Raw genomic sequence first — 20796 nt, forward strand, 5'->3', positions numbered from 1 at the left:
GCGGAAATTATGGGCGCCCGTATAGTGCGTGTGGGTAGAACACCACATGACCCGGCCAGTCGAGGGCGAGACCCACACGTTCGAGCGGACGTTCACGACCGACGACGTCGAGCGGTTCGCGGAGCTCTCCCGCGACAGACAGCCGATCCACACCGAGCCGGACGAGGACGGCCGCCTGGTGGTCCACGGCCTGCTGACCGCGACGGTCCCGACGAAGATCGGCGGCGACCTCGAGGTGCTGGCGCGGTCGATGGACCTCGAGTTCGTTCGACCGGTCTACACCGGCCAGCGCATCACCTGCACGTGGACGTTCGAATCGGTCGCGGAGCGCGACGATCGCTACGTGATCGGTGTCGACGTGGACTGCGAGAACGGCGACGGGGAAGCGGTGCTCACCGGTAGCGTCGAGGGCGTCATCTGGAAGGACGAGAGCTAACTGAACTTCTGGACCGTCACGTCGAGCGTGTCGAGGTCGACGATCGGCGCGTAGCCGGCGTCGGGATCGATGTTGACGCTCTTCTGGAAGTCGGTCTGGGCCTGCCAGCAGCCCGAGTTAATGGCGAGCACGTTGTGGTACTTGCCGAAGCCGAGCTTGTGGACGTGGCCCGTGTGGAAGATGTCGGGGACCTCCTCCATCACGAGGTAGTCCCGCTCTTCGGGCGCGAGTCGGGTGTGGCCCCCGAACTGCGGGGCGACGTGGCGCTTCTTCAGGAGCTGGTACATCGCCTTGTGCGGGTCGTCGTAGCTGGCCTTCTCCTCGGGGAGTTCGGCGATGACCTCGTCCAGGCTGACGCCGTGGTACATCAGCACGGAGACGCCCTCGAGGGTCACCGTCGAGGGATTGCTCACGATCTGTGGATCGTGGGCGGACATGATCTCCCGCAGTTCCTCGTCGAACCCGGGCTGGGGCTCCGCGAGGCGGACCGCGTCGTGGTTGCCCGGGATCATCACGATCTCGATGTCGCCGGGAATCTTCTTCAGGTGCTCGCTGAAGGCCTCGTACTGCTCGTAGATGTCGACGATATCGAGTTCCTCGTCCTGATCGGGGTAGACGCCGACGCCCTCGACCATGTCGCCGGCCAACAGCAGGTACTCGACGTGTTGGGCCTGCTCGGTGTGCAGCCAGTCGGCGAATCGGTTCCAGGCGTCCGCCATGAACTCCTGGCTGCCGACGTGGACGTCGCTGATCAGCGCCGCCTGCACGTGTCGGTCCGCGGTCGACGGCTCGTGCGTTCGCGGAATGTCGGGGAAGTACATCGAGTCGACGAAGGCGATCCCCGAGTCGTCCGCCAGCGTCCCCTCCATCGCCAGCACCTCGTCGCAGAGCAGTTCGTCGACCAGATCGACGTACTCGCGGTCTTTCATCACCAGCCACGGGAAGGTCCCGGTCGCGTCCTCGAGTTCGATCAGCCAGTGGCCGCTGGCCGTCGACCGGATGTCGTTGACCAGTCCGACCATCGCGACGTCGCTGCCGCCGGGCATGTCCTGAATGGCCGACGCCGGCCGGTGGTTGACCCGCCCGCGGAGTTTCGAGCCCAGTCTGTCGAGCCGGTCCCGGAAGACGGCGACGAAGTCCTCGTACTCGCCGGTTCCGGTGCTCTGGCCGGTCATGTCTCCGTCGATCTCCAGCGATCGGAGCTCCGGGTCGATCGAACGGTCGGTGTCTCCTCCCCCCTCCGTTTCAACTGGAGCTGTCCCGCCCGTAGTCGTCGTATCGGCCATATCGTCTCCAGTTGAAACAGTGGAGTCAGACGGCGCGCCGGTAGCGCCGTCGGCTTCCGAATCCGCGGTCGCGCCGACTGACGGCTCGGCCGTCGAATTCGCTGTCGTCGAGTCCGCGGTCCTCGAGTCCGACCGGGAGAGGGCCGCGTCGACGTGGTCGGTCCGGACGACCAGCGCGTCCTCGGGGAGGTCCTCGACGACGCGCTCGAGGGCCGCCTGCGGGTTCTCGGCGGCGGCGAGGCGGGTGACGGCCTCGCGCTCGGCGTTGTAGCCGCGACTGGTGAGTTCGCTGACGATCCGGGCCGACGCCTCGAGTGGCACACGCGTCGCATTCGCGAGCGACGAGAAAAGGATACCGTAATCGGTGTCCCCGACCGGGGTGGGTCTGCAGCGAGCGGGAAGGGGCCGAGCACCAGTAACATTATTTCCGCGAGCGATAATTCTACCCCAATGGTAGGATCCGACGGGCTCGGTCCTCGAGCGCGGGTGGGATTCGATACCCCCCACCGGAGCAGAAAGTTGATTGGACGCCCCGGCGAAACGGGTGACGATGAGCGGCTCTAGCTCCGGTGACGCGTCCGACGATCCCGACGACGTTTCCGCTCCCGATCCCGATCGTCCGAACGATCGGGAGCGGAATCGCGGGGATCGAAACGCGGCCGACGGTCCCGCCCCGGGCAGGGGCGACTCGAGTGCGGCTACTCCGGCGTCCGACGACGGCGTGACGATCGAAGACGACGGCGTCGTTCGCTGGTTTCTCCGATCCGAGGACGAGAACGTCCTCTTCGCCCGCGACGTGCTCAGCAGCGTCGCGATCGTCGCCGTCATCGGACTGATCCTGTTCGGCGTCAGCGGCGTCTGGCCGCCGCTGGTCGCCGTCGAAAGTCCCAGCATGGACCCGAACATGAAGACCGGTGACCTCATCTTCGTCGTCGAGGACGATCGGTTCGTCGGCGACGGCGCCGCCGCCGGTACCGGCGTGGTCACCCTCGAGAACGGGCGGGAGAGCGGCTACCAGAAGTTCAACAAACCCGGCGACGTGATCGTCTTCCAGCCGAACGGAAACGAGCGGCGGACACCGATCATCCACCGCGCCCACTTCAGGGTCGAAGAGGGCGAGAACTGGGTCGACACCAAGGCCGACGAGGAGATCGTCGGCGACATCACCTGCGCGGACGTCACCACCTGTCCGGCGCCGTACGACGGATTCGTCACGAAAGGTGACGCGAACAGCAACTACGATCAGATCGCGGGAGGCGCGAACACGAACGTCGTCAAATCCGAGTGGGTCACCGGCAAAGCGATGTTCCGGGTCCCGTGGCTCGGCAACATCCGCCTGACCTTCGACAAACTCCTCGGCGGCATGGTCGCCCCCTCCCCGACGGGTCCGACTCCCACCGTCAACAGTGCGCCGGCTCCCACGACTCCGGACGCACCCGCGACTCCGGCGAGTCTCGCCGGCGCGACCGGGTTCGCAGCCCTCGGCGGCGGCGCCGTCACCGCCATCGGACGGAGACGACACTGACGGATCGTCCGACGCAGTTTGCGGGACTCCCTGTACTCATTTCTGCAGGACGTGATCGCGACTCGAGTATCTCGAGCAGTTCTCGGACGTCGTTCCGAAATACGGGTCGGTGTTGTCGAGATATGCCGGCGTTCAACCGTTCATGATAGCGATGTCCGTTTTCGACAGTTCCGGAGTTCGTTTCCACCAGACACTCGATAACAGAAAGCTGATTGATAGGCGCAACGAAGCGGGTGGCAATGAGTGGTGGCTCCGTCGATCCCTCCAGTGGGTCGAGTGATGGCGGCGGTTCGGAACGAGACGCTCAAACTGCGGGCGATCCCTCACCACGCGGAGAGCCATCGAACAGGTTCGGGGCAGAGTCGGATAGCGAAGAGACAGCACGCGTGACGATCGAAGACGACGGCGTCGTTCGCTGGTTTCTCCGGTCCGAGGACGAGAACGTCCTCTTCGCCCGCGACATGCTCAGCAGCGTCGTGATCGTCGCCGTCATCGGACTGATCCTGTTCGGCGTCAGCGGCGTCTGGCCGCCGCTGGTCGCCGTCGAAAGCCCCAGCATGGACCCGAACATGAAGACCGGTGACCTCATCTTCGTCGCCGAGGACGATCGGTTCGTCGGCGACGGCGCCGTCGCCGATACCGGGGTGGTCACCCTCGAGAACGGGCGGGAGAGCGGCCACGAAAAGTTCGGTAATCCCGGCGACGTGATCGTCTTCCGGCCGAACGGAAACGAGCGGACGACGCCGATCATCCATCGCGCCCACTTCTGGGTCGAAGAGGACGAGAACTGGGTCGAGACCAAGGCCGACGAGGATATCATCGGCGATATCACCTGTGCCGACATCGATGACGAAATCTGTCCGGCAGATCACGCCGGTTTCATCACGAAGGGCGACGCGAACTCCAACTACGACCAGGTCAGTAGGACGAGCGGTGCGGACACGGGCGTCGTTAAATCCGAGTGGATCGCCGGCAAAGCGATGTTCCGGATCCCGTGGGTCGGCAACATCCGCCTGACCTTCGATAAGTTCCTCGGCGGCACGCTCACCCCGTCAACGGCTCCGACTCTCGACGGCGTCTCGAGTCCGGAATCCCCGTCTACAGCCGCCAACCCGCCCGGTATCGCAGGCATGACTGGACTCGCAGCCTGTGGAGGCGGCGCCGTCACTGCCATCGGTCGACGACGGAACTGATCCACAGCTCCGGCAATTGGCGGCGGGATTCGGGACGTACCGTTCTCACGTTTCTGATTTCGACGGGTGACTCGAGGCCGACTACTAGCTGTCCGGCTGAAAACAACGGACCTCGAACCGAGACACCGAATCGGTGGCGTGCGCTGTCGGCCGTCCGAACGACAGTGAGGGCGGACGATGACAGTGCGCGAGGGATGAGCGACTGCAAGGAGCGAATCGGCTGGGGAGGGTGTGGCACACCCCGTTGCCACGATAGCAGAGCGTCCTGTACGGGAACGGGGCACACCGAACGACAGCAGAACACGCTGGACACCGCAGACAAGTCCGGGTCGGTTACTCGTCGCTCGCTTTCGCATCAGTCGTGATCGTGCGTCGCCGCAATGTATCGGTCGCAACTACGTCTCGGTCGTGATCTCGAGGCGAAGATCGTCGCCGTCGCTGACCTCGTACTCGGTGGGATCGACCGGCTCGTCGTCGACCAGAAACGTCAGCTCCGTCCCCGACTCGCTCCCGTCGTACTCGGTGCCGTCGATGGTCACGACGTGGTCGCCGTCCCGCTGTGCGTACGCGAAGTGGGGCAGCAGATCGAGTCCCTCGGCGAACGTGACCGGCTCCTCGCCCTCCATGTACCAGTAGTCGTCGTCCTCGTGGAGGTGAAAGGCGATCGAGTCGTTCTCGACGTTTTCGGACTGGAATCGGTCCGCGGAGAGGTCGACCGGCTCGCCGTCGACGACGACCGCGATATCGCCCCGATCGTACTCGACCTCGCCGTCGGTGAAGACGCAGCCGGCGAGTATGGCGAGCGTCGCCGACCCGGCCCCGGCGAGGACCGCCCGTCGATTCATGTGGAGGAGAAGTGACTCGAGGTATATCGATGCGTCGTTACTTCCCGCGAGGAGTTCGGTCCGATCTCTCGAGTCGAAGTCGATCCGAGCGCCGCTCTCGAGTCGAATCCGTCGGTCGCTCGTTCAGTTCTCGAACCGCGCTTGCACGAACGGCTGGACGTCGTCGATGTCGGAGAGTCGGGAGTCCGAGAGGAGGACGGCCTCCGTCTCCTCGAGTGGCACCGAGAGGCTGATCTCCTTGGTGCGACCGTAGCGGCCCTTGGAGACGACGACGGCGTTGACGATCCCGAGCATGTCGAGTTCGCTGATGAGGTCGGTGACCCGGCGCTGGGTGAGAACGTCGGCGTCGATCTCCTCGCACAGGCGCTTGTAGATGTTGAACACCTCGCCCGTGTTGATGCTGTGAACGCCGTTCTTCTCGAGCAGGATGATCGCGAAGAGGACGAGCTTCGACTGCGTGGGCAGCGTGCGGACGACCTCGACGACGCGGTCGAGCTCGATCTTGTCCTGGGCCTCGCGGACGTGCTCCTCGACGATCGTCTCGGCCTGGGAGCGTTCGGCGAGTTCGCCCGCGGTCCGGAGGAGGTCCAGCGCGCGACGCGCGTCCCCGTGCTCCTGGGCCGCGAAGGCCGCACACAGCGGGATGACGTCCTCGGAGAGCGCGCCGCCCTTGAACGCGACCTCCGAGCGGTGCTCCAGGATGTCCCGCAACTGGTTGGCGTCGTACGGCGGGAAGACGATCTCCTCCTCGCCCAGCGAGGACTTGACGCGGGGATCGAGGAAGTCGGTGAACTTGAGGTCGTTGGAGATACCGATGATCGACACGCGGGAGTTCTCGAGTTCGGAGTTCATCCGCGAGAGGTTGTAGAGCGTGTCGTCGCCGCTCTTCTCGACGAGCTTGTCGATCTCGTCCAACATGATGACGACGACCCGCTCGTCGTAGTCGACGGCGTCGAAGAAGACGCTGTAGACGCGATCGGTCGGCCACCCGGTCATCGGCACCTCCTCGAACGACTCCTTGTCGTCCTCGAGGGACTCGATTTCGGCCTCGATCCCGCTCCGAGAGTCGAACGGCGTCGAGGCGAGGGGATGGTCCGGCGGGACGTCGTCGGATCGGTCAGCGGACGACCCGGAACCGGTCAGTTCGGGATCGGTCGTCTCGCGGTCGGGTTCGGCGTCGGCACCGTGAGCGGTACCGTCGTCGCTCCCGTTGGACGGCAGCTGGCTCGCCGGGTCCTGATCGACCGGGTCCGAGCCGGCGGGATCGGACGGTGGAGACCCCCCTGTTTCGAGTGGAGATTCGCCGGACGACGGCTCGGTTCCGGTTCCAGACGAAACGGATTCGTCATCGGTGTCCGGAAGCGCCGATTCGAAGGGGTCGCCCTCGTCGAAGAGATCGGAGCCCTCGGTTTCGGGTCGAGCTGCGGCGTCCGCGTCCGCGCTCGCGGCCTCGTACTCGTCGAGGGCCGCGAGCAGCGACTCGAGTTCGTCGATCCGGTCGTCGATGCGGGCCTCGTTCTTCTCGATGAACTTGTTGGCCAACTGCGCGAGCACGCGATACTGGGTGTCGGTGACCTCGCAGTTGATGTACTCGACGTCGCAGGGGACGCTGTACTTCTGGGAGGTGCTCTCGAGTTCCTTGCTGACGAACTTCGCGCTGGCGGTCTTGCCCGTCCCGGTCTTGCCGTAGATGAGGATGTTCGACGGGGTTTCGCCGCGGAGCGCGGCGACGAGGATCGTCGCCATCTTGTTGATCTGGTCGCTCCGATGGGGGAGTTCGTGTGGCGTGTACGACGGTCGCAGAACCTCCTTGTTCTCGAAGATCGGTTCGCCGCTGAGCAGGTCGTCGAACAGTCCCTGACTCGACTCCTCGTCGGCGAGGTCGGACCCGTCGAAACTCGAGAACCCGCCGGTCTCGTCAGTGTGTTCGACCTCCTCTGATCTCGTCCGTTCTGAATCGTCGTCTGACATCCGTCGTACACATACCCCCTCGTTTCGAGTGGAATTCGGACCCGAACGCAGGAATAACACGCAGTAGATGGGACGAATAGGGTCTCCCACTAGTTCGCGTCCCTGAGCCGAGTCCAGTTGATGCAAACGAAACAGAGGAAAACCACGGTATTAAATTCTTCCCTTCCCTCCACAAGGATCAATCATCGCCGACGATATCGGCCGTCTAGCGGCCTAAACGGGCGGGTACGACGACCATCGAGCGGAGACACCGAAGTCGGCCACGTGACAGACGTCCGTTTCGAGTCGATACGATGCCCATAATGAATGTAGTTTCACGCGCGGTCGGGGTATCTTCGGGATCCGATAGGGATCGGGAACGCGTCGACAAAAATAGCGCTGCTCGCCCGGGGAAGCTGCCGTCCTCGGATACTCATCCTCGAGTACTCATCCCCGAATCGCCGTCGAGAGAGGGAGTTGCGACTCGAGAGCGCAAATGAACATCGTGCTGGGAGTATCGATGTTCGCGATGTGGCGGTCAGGCTCATCGGAGATGCCGTTCAAAGCGGGATGGGTGTCCGTGAAGGTGAGTGAGCGTGGGTCCGACTGACAGGAGTGGAGGCGATGGGAACTGTCGATAGCTGTTCGATGGTGACTGCGAACAGAGCGTCTCTCGAGCAAAGGGCGTGATATGTTATTTCACAACGGGAATGAGCTATTGATTGATAGTGTTGGTAGTGTGATATAGTAGCAGACACCATGATATGAGTTGTGAGTAAACACGATACCATTCCCTACCATTCCAACCCCCCCACCCCTTCGTTTCGAGTGGAACGCTACGAAGGAGGGGGTGGGGGAGGGGGCGTCTCTAGGACGGGAACCTTTATGACCATAGGCCAGAAACACGGTCCGTAGCACTAGCAAACTAGGTTTTTTACTAGAAGAGTTGGTTCTAGTTACTAGTCCCTACTAGGACAGCTTCTCTAGGCGGCTCGAGTTACTAGAGTCATCGCTCGACCCGAAATACTCGGTCTCAGGGTTCGTACTGTCCTTCTACCGGATATCTCGGGATCTCTACAGCGACGTTCCACCTGATCAATACCGTTCCCCCTCCCACCCCATCGTCGCTCTCCAGTCGAAACGAAGGGGTGGGGGGCTATCTCGCGTCCAGCGAACGTTCTCAGTGTGTGATTAAGGCTCACTATGAGATCAGATTCTATAGCGAGCTAACCTAGGGGAATCTAGTATCGCTAGTAGAGTATTAGCAGCAGGGTATAATCTCGAGGCGATTCCGCTGTGCAAATAATGCACAGGTGCTCTCTCATTCGCTTTCCACAGCGACGAACCGACCATCTTCTCCGCAGAGCCAGTCGTCTGTAGCGACAGTTCCGATTCCTGTCGACCCCCCCAATTTCGACTCGAGTCGACCGTTTCCCGACCGTAGCACCGTATTTGCTCCGCCGGTGGGTATCCATCCATATAACTCCGTCTCATTGAATAGTCTACACGTCTGACGTAGGCTTAAGTGGGTTCAGTTTGTAGTACGCGCAGATGCACCACCCCGCGGTGCTGGAGGGCCCCACAGATGGGACTGTTCACAGAACTCAAAGATAGTATCTCTCGGGTTACGGATCGCCTCTTCTCGGAAGAGGAACCCAAACGAATCGGTATCTACGGTCCGCCGAACGCAGGAAAGACGACGCTTGCCAACCGAATCGCTCGCGACTGGACCGGTGACGCCGTCGGTGCGGAGAGTCACATTCCACACGAAACGCGACGCGCACGCAGGAAAGAAGGCGTCGAGATCGAACGCAACGGGAAGTCCGTGGAGATCGACATCGTCGACACGCCCGGCGTGACGACGAAGGTCGACTACGAGGAGTTCACCGACGAGATGGAGGAAGACGACGCCATCCGTCGCTCCCGCGAGGCGACCGAGGGCGTCGCCGAAGCCATGCACTGGCTGCGCGAGGACGTCGACGGCGTCATCTACGTCCTCGACAGCGCGGAAGATCCGATCACGCAGGTCAACACGATGCTGATCGGCATCATCGAATCTCGAGATCTCCCGGTTCTCATCTTCGCGAACAAGATCGACCTCGACGACGCCAGCGTCAAGCGCATCGAGGACGCCTTCCCACAGCACAAGACCATCCCCCTCTCCGCGAAGGAAGGCGACAACATGGACGAAGTCTACGACAACATCGCGGAGTACTTCGGGTGATTATCGATGCCAAAAGCAACTAACGCGGACGACCCGGACGCTCCTGACGGTGTCCAGATCGACCTGATCAGCGGCGAACGGATGGAGAACATGGCCACCATGGAGAAGATCCGGATGATCCTGGACGGCGTCCACGATGGCAACATCGTCATTCTCGAGGAGGGGCTGACCCCCGACGAGGAGAGCCGGCTCATCGAGGTGACGATGTCCGAGATCAGCCCCGACGAGTTCAACGGTATCGAGATCGAGACCTATCCGAAGTCAAAGACGAAGGACTCGTCGCTGCTCGGTCGGATCATGGGCGGCGAGGAGTCCGCGGCGAAGCTGACGGTTATCGGACCCGCCAACCAGATCGAGACGCTCCACAAGGACGAAACGCTGATCAGCGCGCTCGTATCCCGAGACTAATGCCACACGAATGTACGAACTGCGGCCGGACGTTCCCCGACGGCTCCAAGGAGATGCTGTCGGGCTGTCCCGACTGCGGTGGGAACAAGTTCCAATTCGCACCCGCCGCGCGGGCCGCGACCGGCACGAGCGAGTCGGCCACCGCGAACGCGGCCGATTCGGCGGGCGATCCCGGCGGGAACGCGGCCGAAGCGGCCGACGACGCCGGCACGGTCGAACGCGCCGCAGAGACCGTTCGTGACTGGGTCTCGTCGGATACGAACCGATCCGCGAATCAATCGCCGACCGACGTCGACGATCAAACGGAGCACTCCTGGCCCTCGAGCGACGACCCGGCCGACGGCGCGGACGCGACGCCAGCCGGTCAGTTCGAGGAGTGGCCGGAGACAGCCCGCCGGCCCGAGGATCGGTCGCCGTCGGACGCGGACGCTTCCTCGGCATCGACGCCGACAGCGGATGCGTCCACGTCGTCGACGCCGACGCCAGACGCTTCCTCGGCGTCGACACCGACAGCGGACGCCTCCCCGTCGTCCTCGAGTGCGAACGCGGCGGCCGAAGCCGCCGATTCGCCGGACGAGCGGTCGATCATGGCCGACAGCGAGAACGACGCGCAGGCCGACGCCCGGACCGAGGTCGTTTCGACGAACGATCTACCCGACAAATCGCCCCAGAGCGATCGGGTACCGGACGCTCCGTCCGACGAGGCCGCTCGAGCGGCCGAGCCGGGCGACGGTACCGACGCCCCGCCCAGCGACGGCCGGGTCGTCAGCGAACCGTCGGGGGAGCAGCCCTCGATCGAGGAACTCCGGGAGGAGCTCAACGAACAGTTCGAGAGCATCAAGATCGTCAGTCCGGGGCAGTACGAACTCAATCTGATGGAACTCTACAATCGCGAGGAGTACATCATCTCCCTCCAGGAGGACGGTCGGTACGTCATCGACGTCCCGGATTCGTGGCGGGACGACGAGGAGTAACGCCCGGTAGCGCGACGAGCGCCCTTCTCTGTACCCCACTCTTTCGACTGCAATTCTCGTCTGAACATCGCCGTCAAGATACGCTATTGGTATTTCGGTTCCACATGAAATGATGGTTCAAGAACCCGACGGCAGGGCGAGCGATACCGCCGAGCGCGAGAGAGCGACCAGACGTTGCTGTGTACACGGACGCCCTCGGCGGTGAAACGCCTCGATAGCGGTCTTCTGTCGGGAGAGAAAGATGGATTTAAGCGACGCGGCCGAGTTGCCTTACGCATGAGCACCCCAACCAAGGTCGTTCTCACCACGATCGCTGCATCGGCACTCCTGGCGCTGCTGGTCGTCGCCCAGACCACCCTCGCCTGATGTTCGCGGCCCGCGAGCTCTCGAGCCCCGTCGCGGCGGTTCGCGACGAGTACGCGCCCGACGCACGGATCGTCGACTGCGAGCGCGACTTCGAGACGCTGCCGCCCGCTCAGGCCGAGGAGCTGGGACTGTTCGCCGACGCCCTCGAGCCGGCGAGCTATCCCGCCGACTGGCTGCCCGCGGACGCCCCGCAGTTGCTCGCCCGGTACGCGAGTTCGGATTTCACCGTCGGGATGCCGGGCGACGGCAGCGTCGTCTGGACCCGCCAGACCGACCCGCCGACGGTCATCGTCAAACCTCGCGTCGAGGGATCGCCGGAGTCCTTTATCGACTTCCTGCTCGCCGAGGCGCTCGTCGAACTCGACCTCGCGGTTCCCGAGCACTTCATCGGTTTCTTCGAGGAGACGTATCCGGACCTGAATCGAGCGGTCGACCTGGATCCGAACGGCACCTACCAGGTGGCCGCCGCGCTGTACGACGGCTGGGTCGGACTCCAGAGCCGCGAGGTCTTCGCCGACTGGCACGACGACCACCCGGAACTCGCCGACGCGTGGCAGGACGCGGGGACGCGACTCGAGGACCGCGTCTCGGGACTGCCGCGGGCGGTCGCCCGCGGCGAGACGGAGTTCGCCGACGCGACGGAACTGGCGTGTGCGGCGATCAAGCACGCCATCGAGTTGCCGGCGCCGTTCGCGGCGCTGGACACCGACGCCTACCGGGATCACGGTCCCGAGTACGCGATTCGGTGGGCCGAGAAGACGTTCGAGTCGCTCGCTGAGTAGCTTCTCGAGGAACTATCGCCATTTCCGAACGGAAGCCGCCGACTCGTCGCGGCTGAGTCGTTCGGACTCCTCCTGCTATCGTGGCAACGGGGATTGCCACACCCTCCCCAGCCGATTCGCTCGTTCGCTTCGTCTGCTCACGGACGCGAATCGTCCGTTCGCACGGTACGCGGAACCGGAGGTTCCGCGCCAGTCACTCACTCATCCACTGGAAGACGTAAAGCGTCTTCCACGCCGTTCGCTCACTCCGTCTGCTCACGGCGCGAAGCGCCGTTCGCACCTCGCTTTCGCTCACCGCGATTCGGCGCGCGCCACTGCGGGGTCTCGGATCGGCACTAGCCGACGCCGGACCCACCGAAAAGCGAAACCGAAACTCGACCGCGGCCTCAGAACTCGGCGTCGACGCTGCCGTCCTCGTCCAGATCGATGACGCCGTCGAAGAGATCGCGGAACCGCTCGACGAGTTCCGGGTCGTGAGGTTCCTCGGAGACGTGGAAGAGGCCGATGGCGTCGTACTCCTCGAGCAACTCGAGGATGCGCTCGACGGCCTCGAGCGCGTCGTCGTCGCCGGCGTAGTAGGCGAGTTCGGTCACGGAGTCGAAACTGAGGCGGAGCTTGCCGTCGTGGCTGTCGAGGAAGCCGTCGATGTGCTCGACGATGCCGTCGATGTCGTCGGGAGCGGCGACGTAGTGGACGGTGTCGCTCTTGCGCCGCGAGTAGCCGTGTTCGATGCTCAGCGTGTCGAGGATCTCGGCGCGGTCCTCGTCGACGTCGTAGTACTCGAGTTTCTGTTTGACTTCGCGAGCGGTCGTTCGCGTAGAGACGACGAGGAAGTGATCGGTATCTGTCTTGAGAAATTCGGTGTCGATACGGTCGGTTTCACCTGTGCTGGGGTGGAGGAGGAGCACGCCGGTGCCGCCTGGGACCGTCTCCGGTGTGCCGTCTATCTCAAGCGTATACTCCATACTGCCGTGAACAACTTGCGGGACCGACTTAATAGTGCGGATGTTTGTGGGACCGTCGCGTCCCTACTCGGCGCGAAAAGACGACCCACGGAAGAGTTCGCTCGGCCACGATCCGATGCCCACGGATTTCGGCCGACCTAAACCTCTCCGTCCATTTCTATTTAGGCTAGCCTAAAAAGCCTGTCGGTCGATCCATCGTCAGCGACTCGAATCGAGCCGGTGCGTCCTCGAGGCGGAATCGACGCTCGCGGCGCCGAGTCGAACACGTTTTCCTCGCCCGGCGTGAGGACTCGCGTATGAGCGTTCGCGAGGAGTTCGACGAGTGGGCCGCGAGCGGCCGGGACAGAGGCATGGAAGACCGCCACTGGCACACCGCGAAGCACGCGCTCGCGCGGATGCCGGTCGAACCGGGCGACGTCGTCCTCGATCTGGGCTGTGGTAGCGGCTACGCCGGCCGCGCGCTGCGAGACACCAAGGACGCGGGACGGATCTACGGCCTCGACGGCTCGCCGGAGATGGCCCGAAACGCCGCGGAGTACACCGACGATCCGGCGGTCGGATTCCTCGTCGGCGACTTCGACGAACTGCCCTTCGAGGACGACTCGATCGACCACGTGTTCTCGATGGAGGCCTTCTACTACGCCGCCGACCCCGACCACACCCTCGAGGAAATCGCCCGGATCCTCCGACCCGGCGGTACCTTCTACTGCGCCGTGAACTACTACGAGGAGAACGTCCACTCCCACGAGTGGCAGGAGTTCATCTCGATCGAGATGACCCGCTGGGACCGCGACCGGTACCGCGAGGCCTTCCGCGAGGCGGGACTGCACGTCGCCGAACAGGACAACATCCCCGACCGCGAGATTACGATCCCCGCCGAGGCCGAGTTCCCGACCGACGACTGGGACACTCGCGAGGAGATGGTCGAACGCTACCGGGAGTTCGGCACGCTGCTGACCGTCGGCGTCGCGCCGTGACGAAGTCGTCATTAATTCCGGCGCTGACTTTCCGTAGCGCCCGTGCCGTCGTATCCAACCTGTAGTGGCGCGCGCTGTCGATCGGCTGAGCGAATGCGAGGCCGATCGATGAATCCGTGCGAGGGATGAGCGAGTGAACAGCGTGAACGAGCGAATCGGTTGGGGAGGGAGAGGGATTCCCCGTTGCCACGATAGTAGGGCGCTTCTTTCCGTTTCGTCCGCTATCAAAGCGTCTCCCAAAAGTGCGTTACTCGTTTCCGTGTGCCCCCGTTTCGACTCGAGTTATCCGTCGTCTGACAACCCCTTCGCTTCGACTCGAGACGCGCTGCCGTCTGCCGGTTTCCGAACTGTAACTCGACCCGAAACTGTCCGTGGGAAACGAGGTCACACGGGACAGCGTAGCCGTCGTCACCGTACACGGCGTCGCTACTCGAACCGTTCCCCGGCCGGAATCGCCACCTCGAGCCAGTTCTCTTCGGGCGGCAGCGGGCAATCGAAGGTGTCGCTGTAGGCGCAAAACGGAGTGTACGCGAGGTTGAAGTCGACGACGATCTCGTCGCCGTCCGCGAGGTCGCGGTCGGCCGACAGCTCCATGTACCGACCGCCCTCGTAGCTCTGCTGGCCCGTGGTCTTGTCCCGGAAGGGGACGAACAGCGGCTCCTCGTTGGGGCTCTCCATCTGGTACGCGTTGAGTTCGAACGCGCCGTCCTCGAGGTCCTCGTCCTCGCGCTCGAGGTCGAACTCGAGGGTCGCGACCCGCAGATACCGCATCTCTCGGCCCGCGGTCGTGTCCATCAGGACGACCTCGGGATCGTCGTGGACCGTCGCGGTCGCGGTGACGCGGTAGTCCGGATCGGGATCGAAGTAGTCCAGGCCGTCGAACGAGTCGCGCTCTTCGGGCGGGATCGGCGACTGCGGGTGGTCCGCGAAGAACTCGTCTTTCTCGTCGCGTTTCGACTCGAGTTCCTCGCGCCAGCGGTCGACGTCATCGATAGTGCTCATGGGAGTCGTTGGACGTCGCGACTGGTGTGCGTTGCGTTTGTCGCCGACCCTACAGCCGGTTGATCAACAGAACGGTACCGCCGAATAGCGGCAGCCAGAGCATCGTCGTGAGGATCAGCCCCAGGAGCGCGTTCGTCGTCCGCGTCTCGCGGTCTACTGACTGACTCGAGTCCGTCATCGGTCGCCGGTAGTTGTTCGGATGACGAGTTTATTGCTATGACTGCCACAGAACCGCAGAGCGACGACCGGAATCTCGCCTCCCGCGGTCGTCTCCTCCGTCCGCCCCGCAGTTCGTGACGCGCGACCCGCCGGAGTCGTCGTTCTCTCGGAGTCGTCGTTCCCTCGTTCTCGAGCGAACCCGCCGTCGCCTCGCTACTCCTCGATCGTGAGGACGCCGTTTCGCGCGGAGACGTCGCTGGCCTCTGGGGGCAGTTCGAACTCGAACTGCTCGCCGTCGGCGACGATGATCGCGGTCGAACCGAGAACGTCCATCTCGATGTCCGCGGCGGCGTTCCCGAAGTCGACGGCGATGACGCTGCCGTCGTCGTACTCGAACGTGCGGATAACCACGTCGTCCCGGTCGACGTTCTTGAGTGAGGTGGGGACCTTCATGTGCATCGATAGGGGCCGAGGCAATTAAAGGGGCACGCCGGCAGCGTCCGGCCGATCGACACCGGACTGATCGTCGATATCGCGAGACTCGGACGCTGTATCTGCCGTTCGGTCGGCGGCAGAGCGACGCTCGATAACGGTGATAACGCGGGTAATGATCCACGACACGGCACGACGATCGACTCGAGATGCGCGGAAACGTGACTCGAGGTACCATCACCCGACCGCGCGATCGACGGTCCCGTCCGTGACTTTTTGTATCGGGGCGCGCCCAACACAGTTCGTCAACGCTATGGACGACCACCCCCGAGTAGGCGAAGAATGACCGACTGGCGCTCGATCTTCGGCCACGACCGTCCCTACGACGAGCAGGTCGACGGCATCGAGACCGCGATCGACACTGCTCGAGACGGCGGCTACAGCGTCGTCGAGGGCGCCTGTGGTACCGGGAAGACGATGATCGCGCTGACCGCGGGGATCGACCTCGTGCGCGATCCGGACACCGACTACGAGCGCGTGTTCGTGCTCACGAGCGTCAAACAGCAACTACACCAGTTCGAAGAAGACCTCGAGACGATCAACGAGAACCTCCCCGACGACTGGAACCCCGTTTCGGGGCTCACCCTCGTCGGAAAGGCCGACGTCTGCCCGTACAACCGCGCCGGCGCGGGCGGGATCGACGACGGCAACGTCTACGACCGCTGTGAGACCCTGCGGGACCGCACGCGCGACCTCACCGGCGAGGGCGGCGACACCACCGCCGGCAGCCTGACGGCCCAGGCCCGCAGCCAACAGATGGGATTGGCGGACAGCGGCGCTCAGGGCGGCGGCCCGACGCTCCTCGAGACCGCCGGCGAGACCGCGCCCTACGCGCCGGACCTGCCGGAGTACAGCGACGGCGGCCCCGTCGACGTCTCGACGGAGTACTGCCCGTTCTACGCCCAGTACCTCGAGGACCTCCCCGAGGAGGGCAGCGACGGCGACGCGGTCGAAGCCGTCCCCTACGACTTCACCGAGGCGGGGATGATCACCCCTCAGGACCTCGTCGCCCGCTCGGTCGCCCACGGCACCTGCCCGCACTCGGTGATGGGCGCCGTGCTCGGCCACGTCGAGGTCGTCATCGGGAACTACTACCACGCGTTCGATCCTCGGACGACCGGTTCGTTCACCGGCGCCCTGCTCGACGACTCCACGTTCGTCGTCTGCGACGAGGCCCACATGCTCGAGCCCCGCGTCCGTGATCTGGTCAGCGACGGGGTCGCCGACACGACGCTGCGCGACGCCGAAACCGAGCTCTCGCGGGTCATCCAGCCGATCAAGTTCGAGCGCGAGGGCCGGCGCGCCGAGGGCGGCTCCAAGACGGCCGACGCCGACCTCGTCCGAGCGGAACTGAACGACAGCGACGTCAGCTACGACGAACTCGAGCAGACCCTCGAGTTCGTCCGCGACCTCCGGAGCGAACTCGACCGCCGGGTGACTGCCCGTCTCGACCGGAAACACAGGGGATGGCAGTCGAACCTCACCGACCTCGCGGACGACGAGATTCCGCTGCGAGATCCCGCGGAACCGACCGAGGACGAACTCACGGCGTGGGCCCGCGAGGCGGGCTACGGCGACGCTGACTGGGTCCGCGCCGAGGCCGTCGGCGCGGTAGTCGAGCGCATTCTGAACGAAGCCGAGGACGAGGACCGGACCCGCGCGGCCCCCGCCGTCGGTCGCGTCCTCGGCGAGTGGTACCGCCGCGGCCACACCGACTACTTCCGGGAGATCGAACTCGAGCGCACCTGGGACGACACCGAGCCCGCCGACTCCTGGCGTCGGGCCTACAACGCCCGGCTGGCCCTCCACAACTGCGTCCCCAGCGACGCCATCGGCGAACGACTCGGGATGTTCGGCGGCGGGATCCTCATGAGCGCGACCTTAGAGCCGATGGACGCCTTCACCGAGGTGACCGGACTGGACTACCTCGAGCGCGAGGAGGACCGCCCGGTCGTCGAACGCCGATACGGGCTGCACTTCCCCGAGGAGAACCGCGAGAGCTTCGCCGTCGCAGCGCCGAAGTACACCTACGACAACCGCGGCCGGCCCGGGGAAGAGAATCCCACGCGACGGCAGTACGTCGACGCCGTCGCGAAGGTCGGCCGGCTCCCGGGCAACGTCCTCGTCGGGATGCCGAGCTACGCGGAGGCCGACTGGCTCGCCGGCGTCTTAGCGGAGCGACTCGAGAAACCCGTCCTGCTCGACGCCGCCAGCGACGACGAGACCACGCAGGCGCTCAAACGCGAGTTCTTCGCCGGCGAGGGGAAGGTGCTGGTCACGAGCCTCCGGGGCACGCTGACCGAGGGCGTCGACTACAGCGGCGACCGGCTCGCGGCCGCGGTGGTCTGTGGCGTCCCCATCGTCAACACCTCGAGTCCGCGCACGAAGGCCGTCCGCCGGGCCTACGACGATGAGTTCGGCGACGGCTTCACCTACGCGCTGACGATTCCCGCGGTCCGGAAGGCCCGGCAGGCGATCGGCCGCGTCATTCGGAGTCCCGAGGACGTCGGCGTCCGCGTGCTGCTTGACGAGCGCTACGCTCGCGATAGCTGGGACTCCGTCCGCCCGTACCTGCCCGACGACGGCGAGTTCCAGCCCGTCAGCCCAGACATGCTCGACGTCGGCCTCGAGCGGTTCCGGGGCCGACTCGAGCGGTAGCCGGAACCGACTCGCGCGGTGGCGAAATCGACTCGGACGGCCCTCCTCCCGACCCGGACTCGGCCCTCATCCCGACTCGGACTCGGACTCGGCGTCGGACCCGGATCCGGATTGATTCAGCGTGATCGTCGTCGTTCTCGTCGTCGTCTCGGCGTACAGCGAGTACAGTAGAATCGTGAAGCCGCCGGCGGTGCACCCGCTCTGGATCGCGACGCCGAGTCCGACGTTGCCGGCGCCGAGGTGGGCGATCGCGCCGCCGACCGAGCCGGCGACGATGAAGCTAAAGCCGATGGCAACCGCTCGCAGCGCCGCCGACTTCGTCCGCTGAAAGGCCCGATAGGCCAGCGCGGCGACGGCGCCGCCGGTGACGAACGTCGCCGTGTTCGCGGCCGCGATGAGGAGCGTGTATTCGTCCATAGCTACGTGGGGTCACTCGGTGATTCGCTCCTCGAGTCCGAATCGCGGACCGTCGCCGTCCCGTCGATCGGACTCGAGTGAATCGATAGTACGGTGTCCGCGGCTCTCGTACTTCAGTGACGTCGCCGATTCTCAGTCGGAAAGAACGGTCCGAAGACGTTCGGCGTATGTGGTCGGTTTCCGACCGACGTCACCGGTTGGGTCCGACGGCGCGGCGGCCACCTCCGCTGATCGAACCCGAGGTTCCGCCGATCCGAAAGATTTTGTCACACCGGTGAGAGTCACGGCTGTGACAGCGAACGCGACTGCGGCCGATAACCGACGGTACGTGCTCGCGGGTATCGTCGCGCTCCTCGGCCTCGTTACCGGTGCGATTCTGCTCGACGTCCTCGGTACGATCATGTTTGCACTGACGGTGGCCTACGTCCTGTTGCCCGTGCAGGGCTGGCTCCACCGACGCGGTCTCTCGGAGCGGCTGTCGGCCGTCGCGGCGACCCTGCTCGGTTTTCTCGGCACCGTCGCCGTCTTCGCGCCGCTGGTCGTCGCGCTCTACTTTCGGTTCGAGCAGATACAGACCCTCGTCGAAGAGGTCCCCCGCGAGATGCCCGTCGCGGCCATGGGCTATACGTACACGGTCAACGTCGCCGAAGTCAGGTCGCTCGCGCTGGACTTTTTGAGCGACGCGGCCGTCTCCTTCGCCGCGGCGCTGCCCGTGCTGGGGATCAAGTTCGCCCTGTTCGTCATCCTGCTGTTCGCGCTGCTGCTCGAGGCGGACGCCGCCGGCCGCGCGGCCATCGCGCCGGTCCCCTACGACTACCGCGACGTCGTCTACGCGCTCGCGACGCGGGCCCGCGAGACGCTGTACGCGATCTACGTCCTGCAGTTCGCGACGTCGGTGGCGACGCTCGCCGTCGCCTACCCGCTGTTCTGGCTGCTCGGCTACGACGCGGCGTTCACGCTCGCGTTCTTCGCGGCGATCCTGCAGTTCATCCCGATGATCGGCCCCAGTCTGCTGATCGCGCCGATCGCGCTCTATCACGTCGCCGTCGACCAACTCGTCGCGGGCCTCCTCGTCGGCGTCCTCGGGATGGCCCTCGTCGCCTGGTTCCCCGACATCGTCGTCCGGCCGCGACTGGCCCGCCGTTCGGCGGGTCTCCCCGGGAGCCTCTACTTCGTCGGCTTCACCGGCGGCCTGTTCACGCTGGGCGCGATCGGCGTCGTCGTCGGTCCGCTGATCGTCGCCGTCTTCGTCGAGGCCGTCGACCTGCTGGCCGACGAGGTCAACGGCGACGCGACGTTCGCCGAACTCGTCGAGTCCGATCTCGAGGAGCCCCCGGGCGACGCCGCCGACTCGCGGCCCGGAACCGAGACCACGATGACCTCGCCGGAGGAGTCGGGAACGCGACCGGCCGACGACTGACCGATCCGTCCCTCGAGGTCGGTCCGCGCAGACGGACTCGACCTCGCGACCCACCGCCACCCCCTGCCACTTTTTACCACGGCAGCCGTCCGTTCGGTATGGCTTCCGGCCGAACGCTCGCCAACGCGATTATCGGTGCCATCGTCGGCGTCGTGCTCTCGTTTATCCCGCTCTCGCCCGTTCTCGGCGGCGCTATCGCGGGCTTTCTCGAGGGGTCGAACACCCAAAAGGGAGCGCTCGCCGGCGCGCTCGCTGGCGCGCTCGCGTTCCTCCCGGTCGCCGGCTTCGCGATCCTCGGACTCGGGGTCCTCGGGTTCGGGATGGGGGTCGTCGAGGCGCCGATCGAGGGCTTCGCGATCGCGGCGCTGGCCATCGTCGGCTTCGGACTGCTGCTGTTCCTCTACACGGTCGGCCTGTCGCTGCTCGGTGGCTATCTCGGCGCGTACCTCGCCCGCGAGTATCCGGACCAGCGGATCCGGACCCAGGAGACCCTCGGCCTCTCCGCGGATCGATCGCGGTCGGTCGACGCGACCCGGCCTCCGGACGTCCGCTCGGACTCGCTGCGGAACCGCGACCGCAGGCGCGAGCGACCCGGAGTACGCGACTCCGACTCCGGATCCGTGTCCGAGTCTGAATCCGAGTCCGGAGCCGAGTCCGACTCGGAACGCGACCGAGACGTCGATCGAGAACGGTTCTAGGGCGACGCCGTCGATCCCG

19 protein-coding genes are annotated in these 20796 nt (G+C 64.9%); 11 read left to right on the plus strand and 8 right to left on the minus strand.

The annotated features are described in order from the left end of the window. Positions 1 to 46 precede the first annotated feature (46 nt). Positions 47 to 436, plus strand: coding sequence for a MaoC/PaaZ C-terminal domain-containing protein (locus WD430_RS07510; RefSeq protein WP_339105400.1), 390 nt, complete (start codon positions 47 to 49; stop codon positions 434 to 436). Here WD430_RS07510 and WD430_RS07515 read toward each other — a convergent pair. Further along, positions 433 to 2043, minus strand: a complete 1611-nt coding sequence (locus WD430_RS07515; RefSeq protein WP_339105401.1) for a DNA-directed DNA polymerase II small subunit — start codon at positions 2041 to 2043, stop codon at positions 433 to 435. The two genes, WD430_RS07510 and WD430_RS07515, sit on opposite strands and share 4 nt — an antisense overlap. Positions 2044 to 2272: 229 nt before the next feature. Here WD430_RS07515 and WD430_RS07520 point away from each other — a divergent pair, with 229 nt between their 5' ends. Both WD430_RS07520 and WD430_RS07525 read left to right on the plus strand, forming a co-directional pair. Further along, a complete protein-coding gene (locus WD430_RS07520) occupies positions 2273 to 3247 on the plus strand; it encodes a S26 family signal peptidase (RefSeq protein ID WP_339105402.1) in 975 nt (324 codons plus the stop codon). Between the two features lie 239 nt (positions 3248 to 3486). Then, entirely contained in the window at positions 3487 to 4440 is a 954-nt protein-coding gene (locus WD430_RS07525) for a S26 family signal peptidase (protein WP_407067141.1), read from the plus strand. Between the two features lie 395 nt (positions 4441 to 4835). Here the strand turns inward: WD430_RS07525 and WD430_RS07530 are convergent, their stop codons facing one another. Further along, on the minus strand, positions 4836 to 5285 hold the full coding sequence (locus WD430_RS07530) for a hypothetical protein (RefSeq protein WP_339105404.1): 450 nt from the start codon (positions 5283 to 5285) through the stop codon (positions 4836 to 4838). Positions 5286 to 5408: 123 nt separating this feature from the next. Beyond that, the gene (locus WD430_RS07535; protein WP_339105405.1) at positions 5409 to 7256 is read right to left on the minus strand and encodes an AAA family ATPase; all 1848 of its coding nucleotides are present in this window, start codon (positions 7254 to 7256) and stop codon (positions 5409 to 5411) included. Positions 7257 to 8820: 1564 nt separating this feature from the next. Here WD430_RS07535 and WD430_RS07540 point away from each other — a divergent pair. From WD430_RS07540 to WD430_RS07555, 4 genes are all read left to right on the plus strand, one after another. Next, on the plus strand, positions 8821 to 9459 hold the full coding sequence (locus tag WD430_RS07540) for a GTP-binding protein (protein WP_339105406.1): 639 nt from the start codon (positions 8821 to 8823) through the stop codon (positions 9457 to 9459). Positions 9460 to 9465: 6 nt separating this feature from the next. Then, on the plus strand, positions 9466 to 9867 hold the full coding sequence (locus WD430_RS07545; protein ID WP_339105407.1) for a DUF2073 domain-containing protein: 402 nt from the start codon (positions 9466 to 9468) through the stop codon (positions 9865 to 9867). Further along, a complete protein-coding gene (locus WD430_RS07550) occupies positions 9867 to 10841 on the plus strand; it encodes a Zn-ribbon containing protein (RefSeq protein ID WP_339105408.1) in 975 nt (324 codons plus the stop codon). Before WD430_RS07545 ends, WD430_RS07550 begins: the two co-directional genes overlap by 1 nt. Before the next feature lie 365 nt (positions 10842 to 11206). Then, the gene (locus WD430_RS07555) at positions 11207 to 11989 is read left to right on the plus strand and encodes a hypothetical protein (protein ID WP_339105409.1); all 783 of its coding nucleotides are present in this window, start codon (positions 11207 to 11209) and stop codon (positions 11987 to 11989) included. A 386-nt stretch (positions 11990 to 12375) separates the two neighbouring features. Here the strand turns inward: WD430_RS07555 and WD430_RS07560 are convergent, their stop codons facing one another. Next, entirely contained in the window at positions 12376 to 12954 is a 579-nt protein-coding gene (locus WD430_RS07560) for a hypothetical protein (RefSeq protein ID WP_339105410.1), read from the minus strand. Between the two features lie 296 nt (positions 12955 to 13250). On the opposite strand from WD430_RS07560, the gene WD430_RS07565 reads away from it, so the two are divergent. Beyond that, a complete protein-coding gene (locus WD430_RS07565; protein WP_339105411.1) occupies positions 13251 to 13931 on the plus strand; it encodes a class I SAM-dependent methyltransferase in 681 nt (226 codons plus the stop codon). 426 nt (positions 13932 to 14357) lie between these two features. Here the strand turns inward: WD430_RS07565 and WD430_RS07570 are convergent, their stop codons facing one another. The 3 genes from WD430_RS07570 to WD430_RS07580 form a co-directional block, all read right to left on the minus strand. Further along, the gene (locus tag WD430_RS07570; RefSeq protein WP_339105412.1) at positions 14358 to 14933 is read right to left on the minus strand and encodes a DUF1684 domain-containing protein; all 576 of its coding nucleotides are present in this window, start codon (positions 14931 to 14933) and stop codon (positions 14358 to 14360) included. A gap of 49 nt (positions 14934 to 14982) precedes the next feature. Next, positions 14983 to 15111: a hypothetical protein gene (locus WD430_RS07575; protein ID WP_339105413.1), complete on the minus strand. Its 129-nt coding sequence runs from the start codon at positions 15109 to 15111 to the stop codon at positions 14983 to 14985. 194 nt (positions 15112 to 15305) lie between these two features. Beyond that, positions 15306 to 15545 carry a hypothetical protein gene (locus WD430_RS07580; protein WP_339105414.1) on the minus strand — a complete coding sequence of 80 codons (240 nt, stop codon included), beginning with the start codon at positions 15543 to 15545 and terminating at the stop codon, positions 15306 to 15308. Between the two features lie 321 nt (positions 15546 to 15866). Here WD430_RS07580 and WD430_RS07585 point away from each other — a divergent pair, with 321 nt between their 5' ends. Further along, complete coding sequence (locus WD430_RS07585; RefSeq protein ID WP_339105415.1) at positions 15867 to 18242, plus strand: ATP-dependent DNA helicase; 2376 nt, start codon at positions 15867 to 15869, stop codon at positions 18240 to 18242. 66 nt (positions 18243 to 18308) lie between these two features. On the opposite strand, the gene WD430_RS07590 is transcribed toward WD430_RS07585, so the two are convergent. Next, positions 18309 to 18659 (minus strand): hypothetical protein, encoded by a 351-nt coding sequence (locus tag WD430_RS07590; RefSeq protein WP_339105416.1) that lies wholly within the window; start codon positions 18657 to 18659, stop codon positions 18309 to 18311. A gap of 289 nt (positions 18660 to 18948) precedes the next feature. Between WD430_RS07590 and WD430_RS07595 the strand changes: the two genes are divergently transcribed. Both WD430_RS07595 and WD430_RS07600 read left to right on the plus strand, forming a co-directional pair. Continuing rightward, positions 18949 to 20079 (plus strand): AI-2E family transporter, encoded by a 1131-nt coding sequence (locus tag WD430_RS07595; protein ID WP_339105417.1) that lies wholly within the window; start codon positions 18949 to 18951, stop codon positions 20077 to 20079. A gap of 98 nt (positions 20080 to 20177) precedes the next feature. Continuing rightward, the gene (locus WD430_RS07600; RefSeq protein WP_339105418.1) at positions 20178 to 20777 is read left to right on the plus strand and encodes a DUF5518 domain-containing protein; all 600 of its coding nucleotides are present in this window, start codon (positions 20178 to 20180) and stop codon (positions 20775 to 20777) included. Positions 20778 to 20796: the final 19 nt, after the last annotated feature.

The sequence above is a fragment of the Haloterrigena sp. KLK7 genome (assembly GCF_037914945.1).
Classification (GTDB): domain Archaea; phylum Halobacteriota; class Halobacteria; order Halobacteriales; family Natrialbaceae; genus Haloterrigena; species Haloterrigena salinisoli.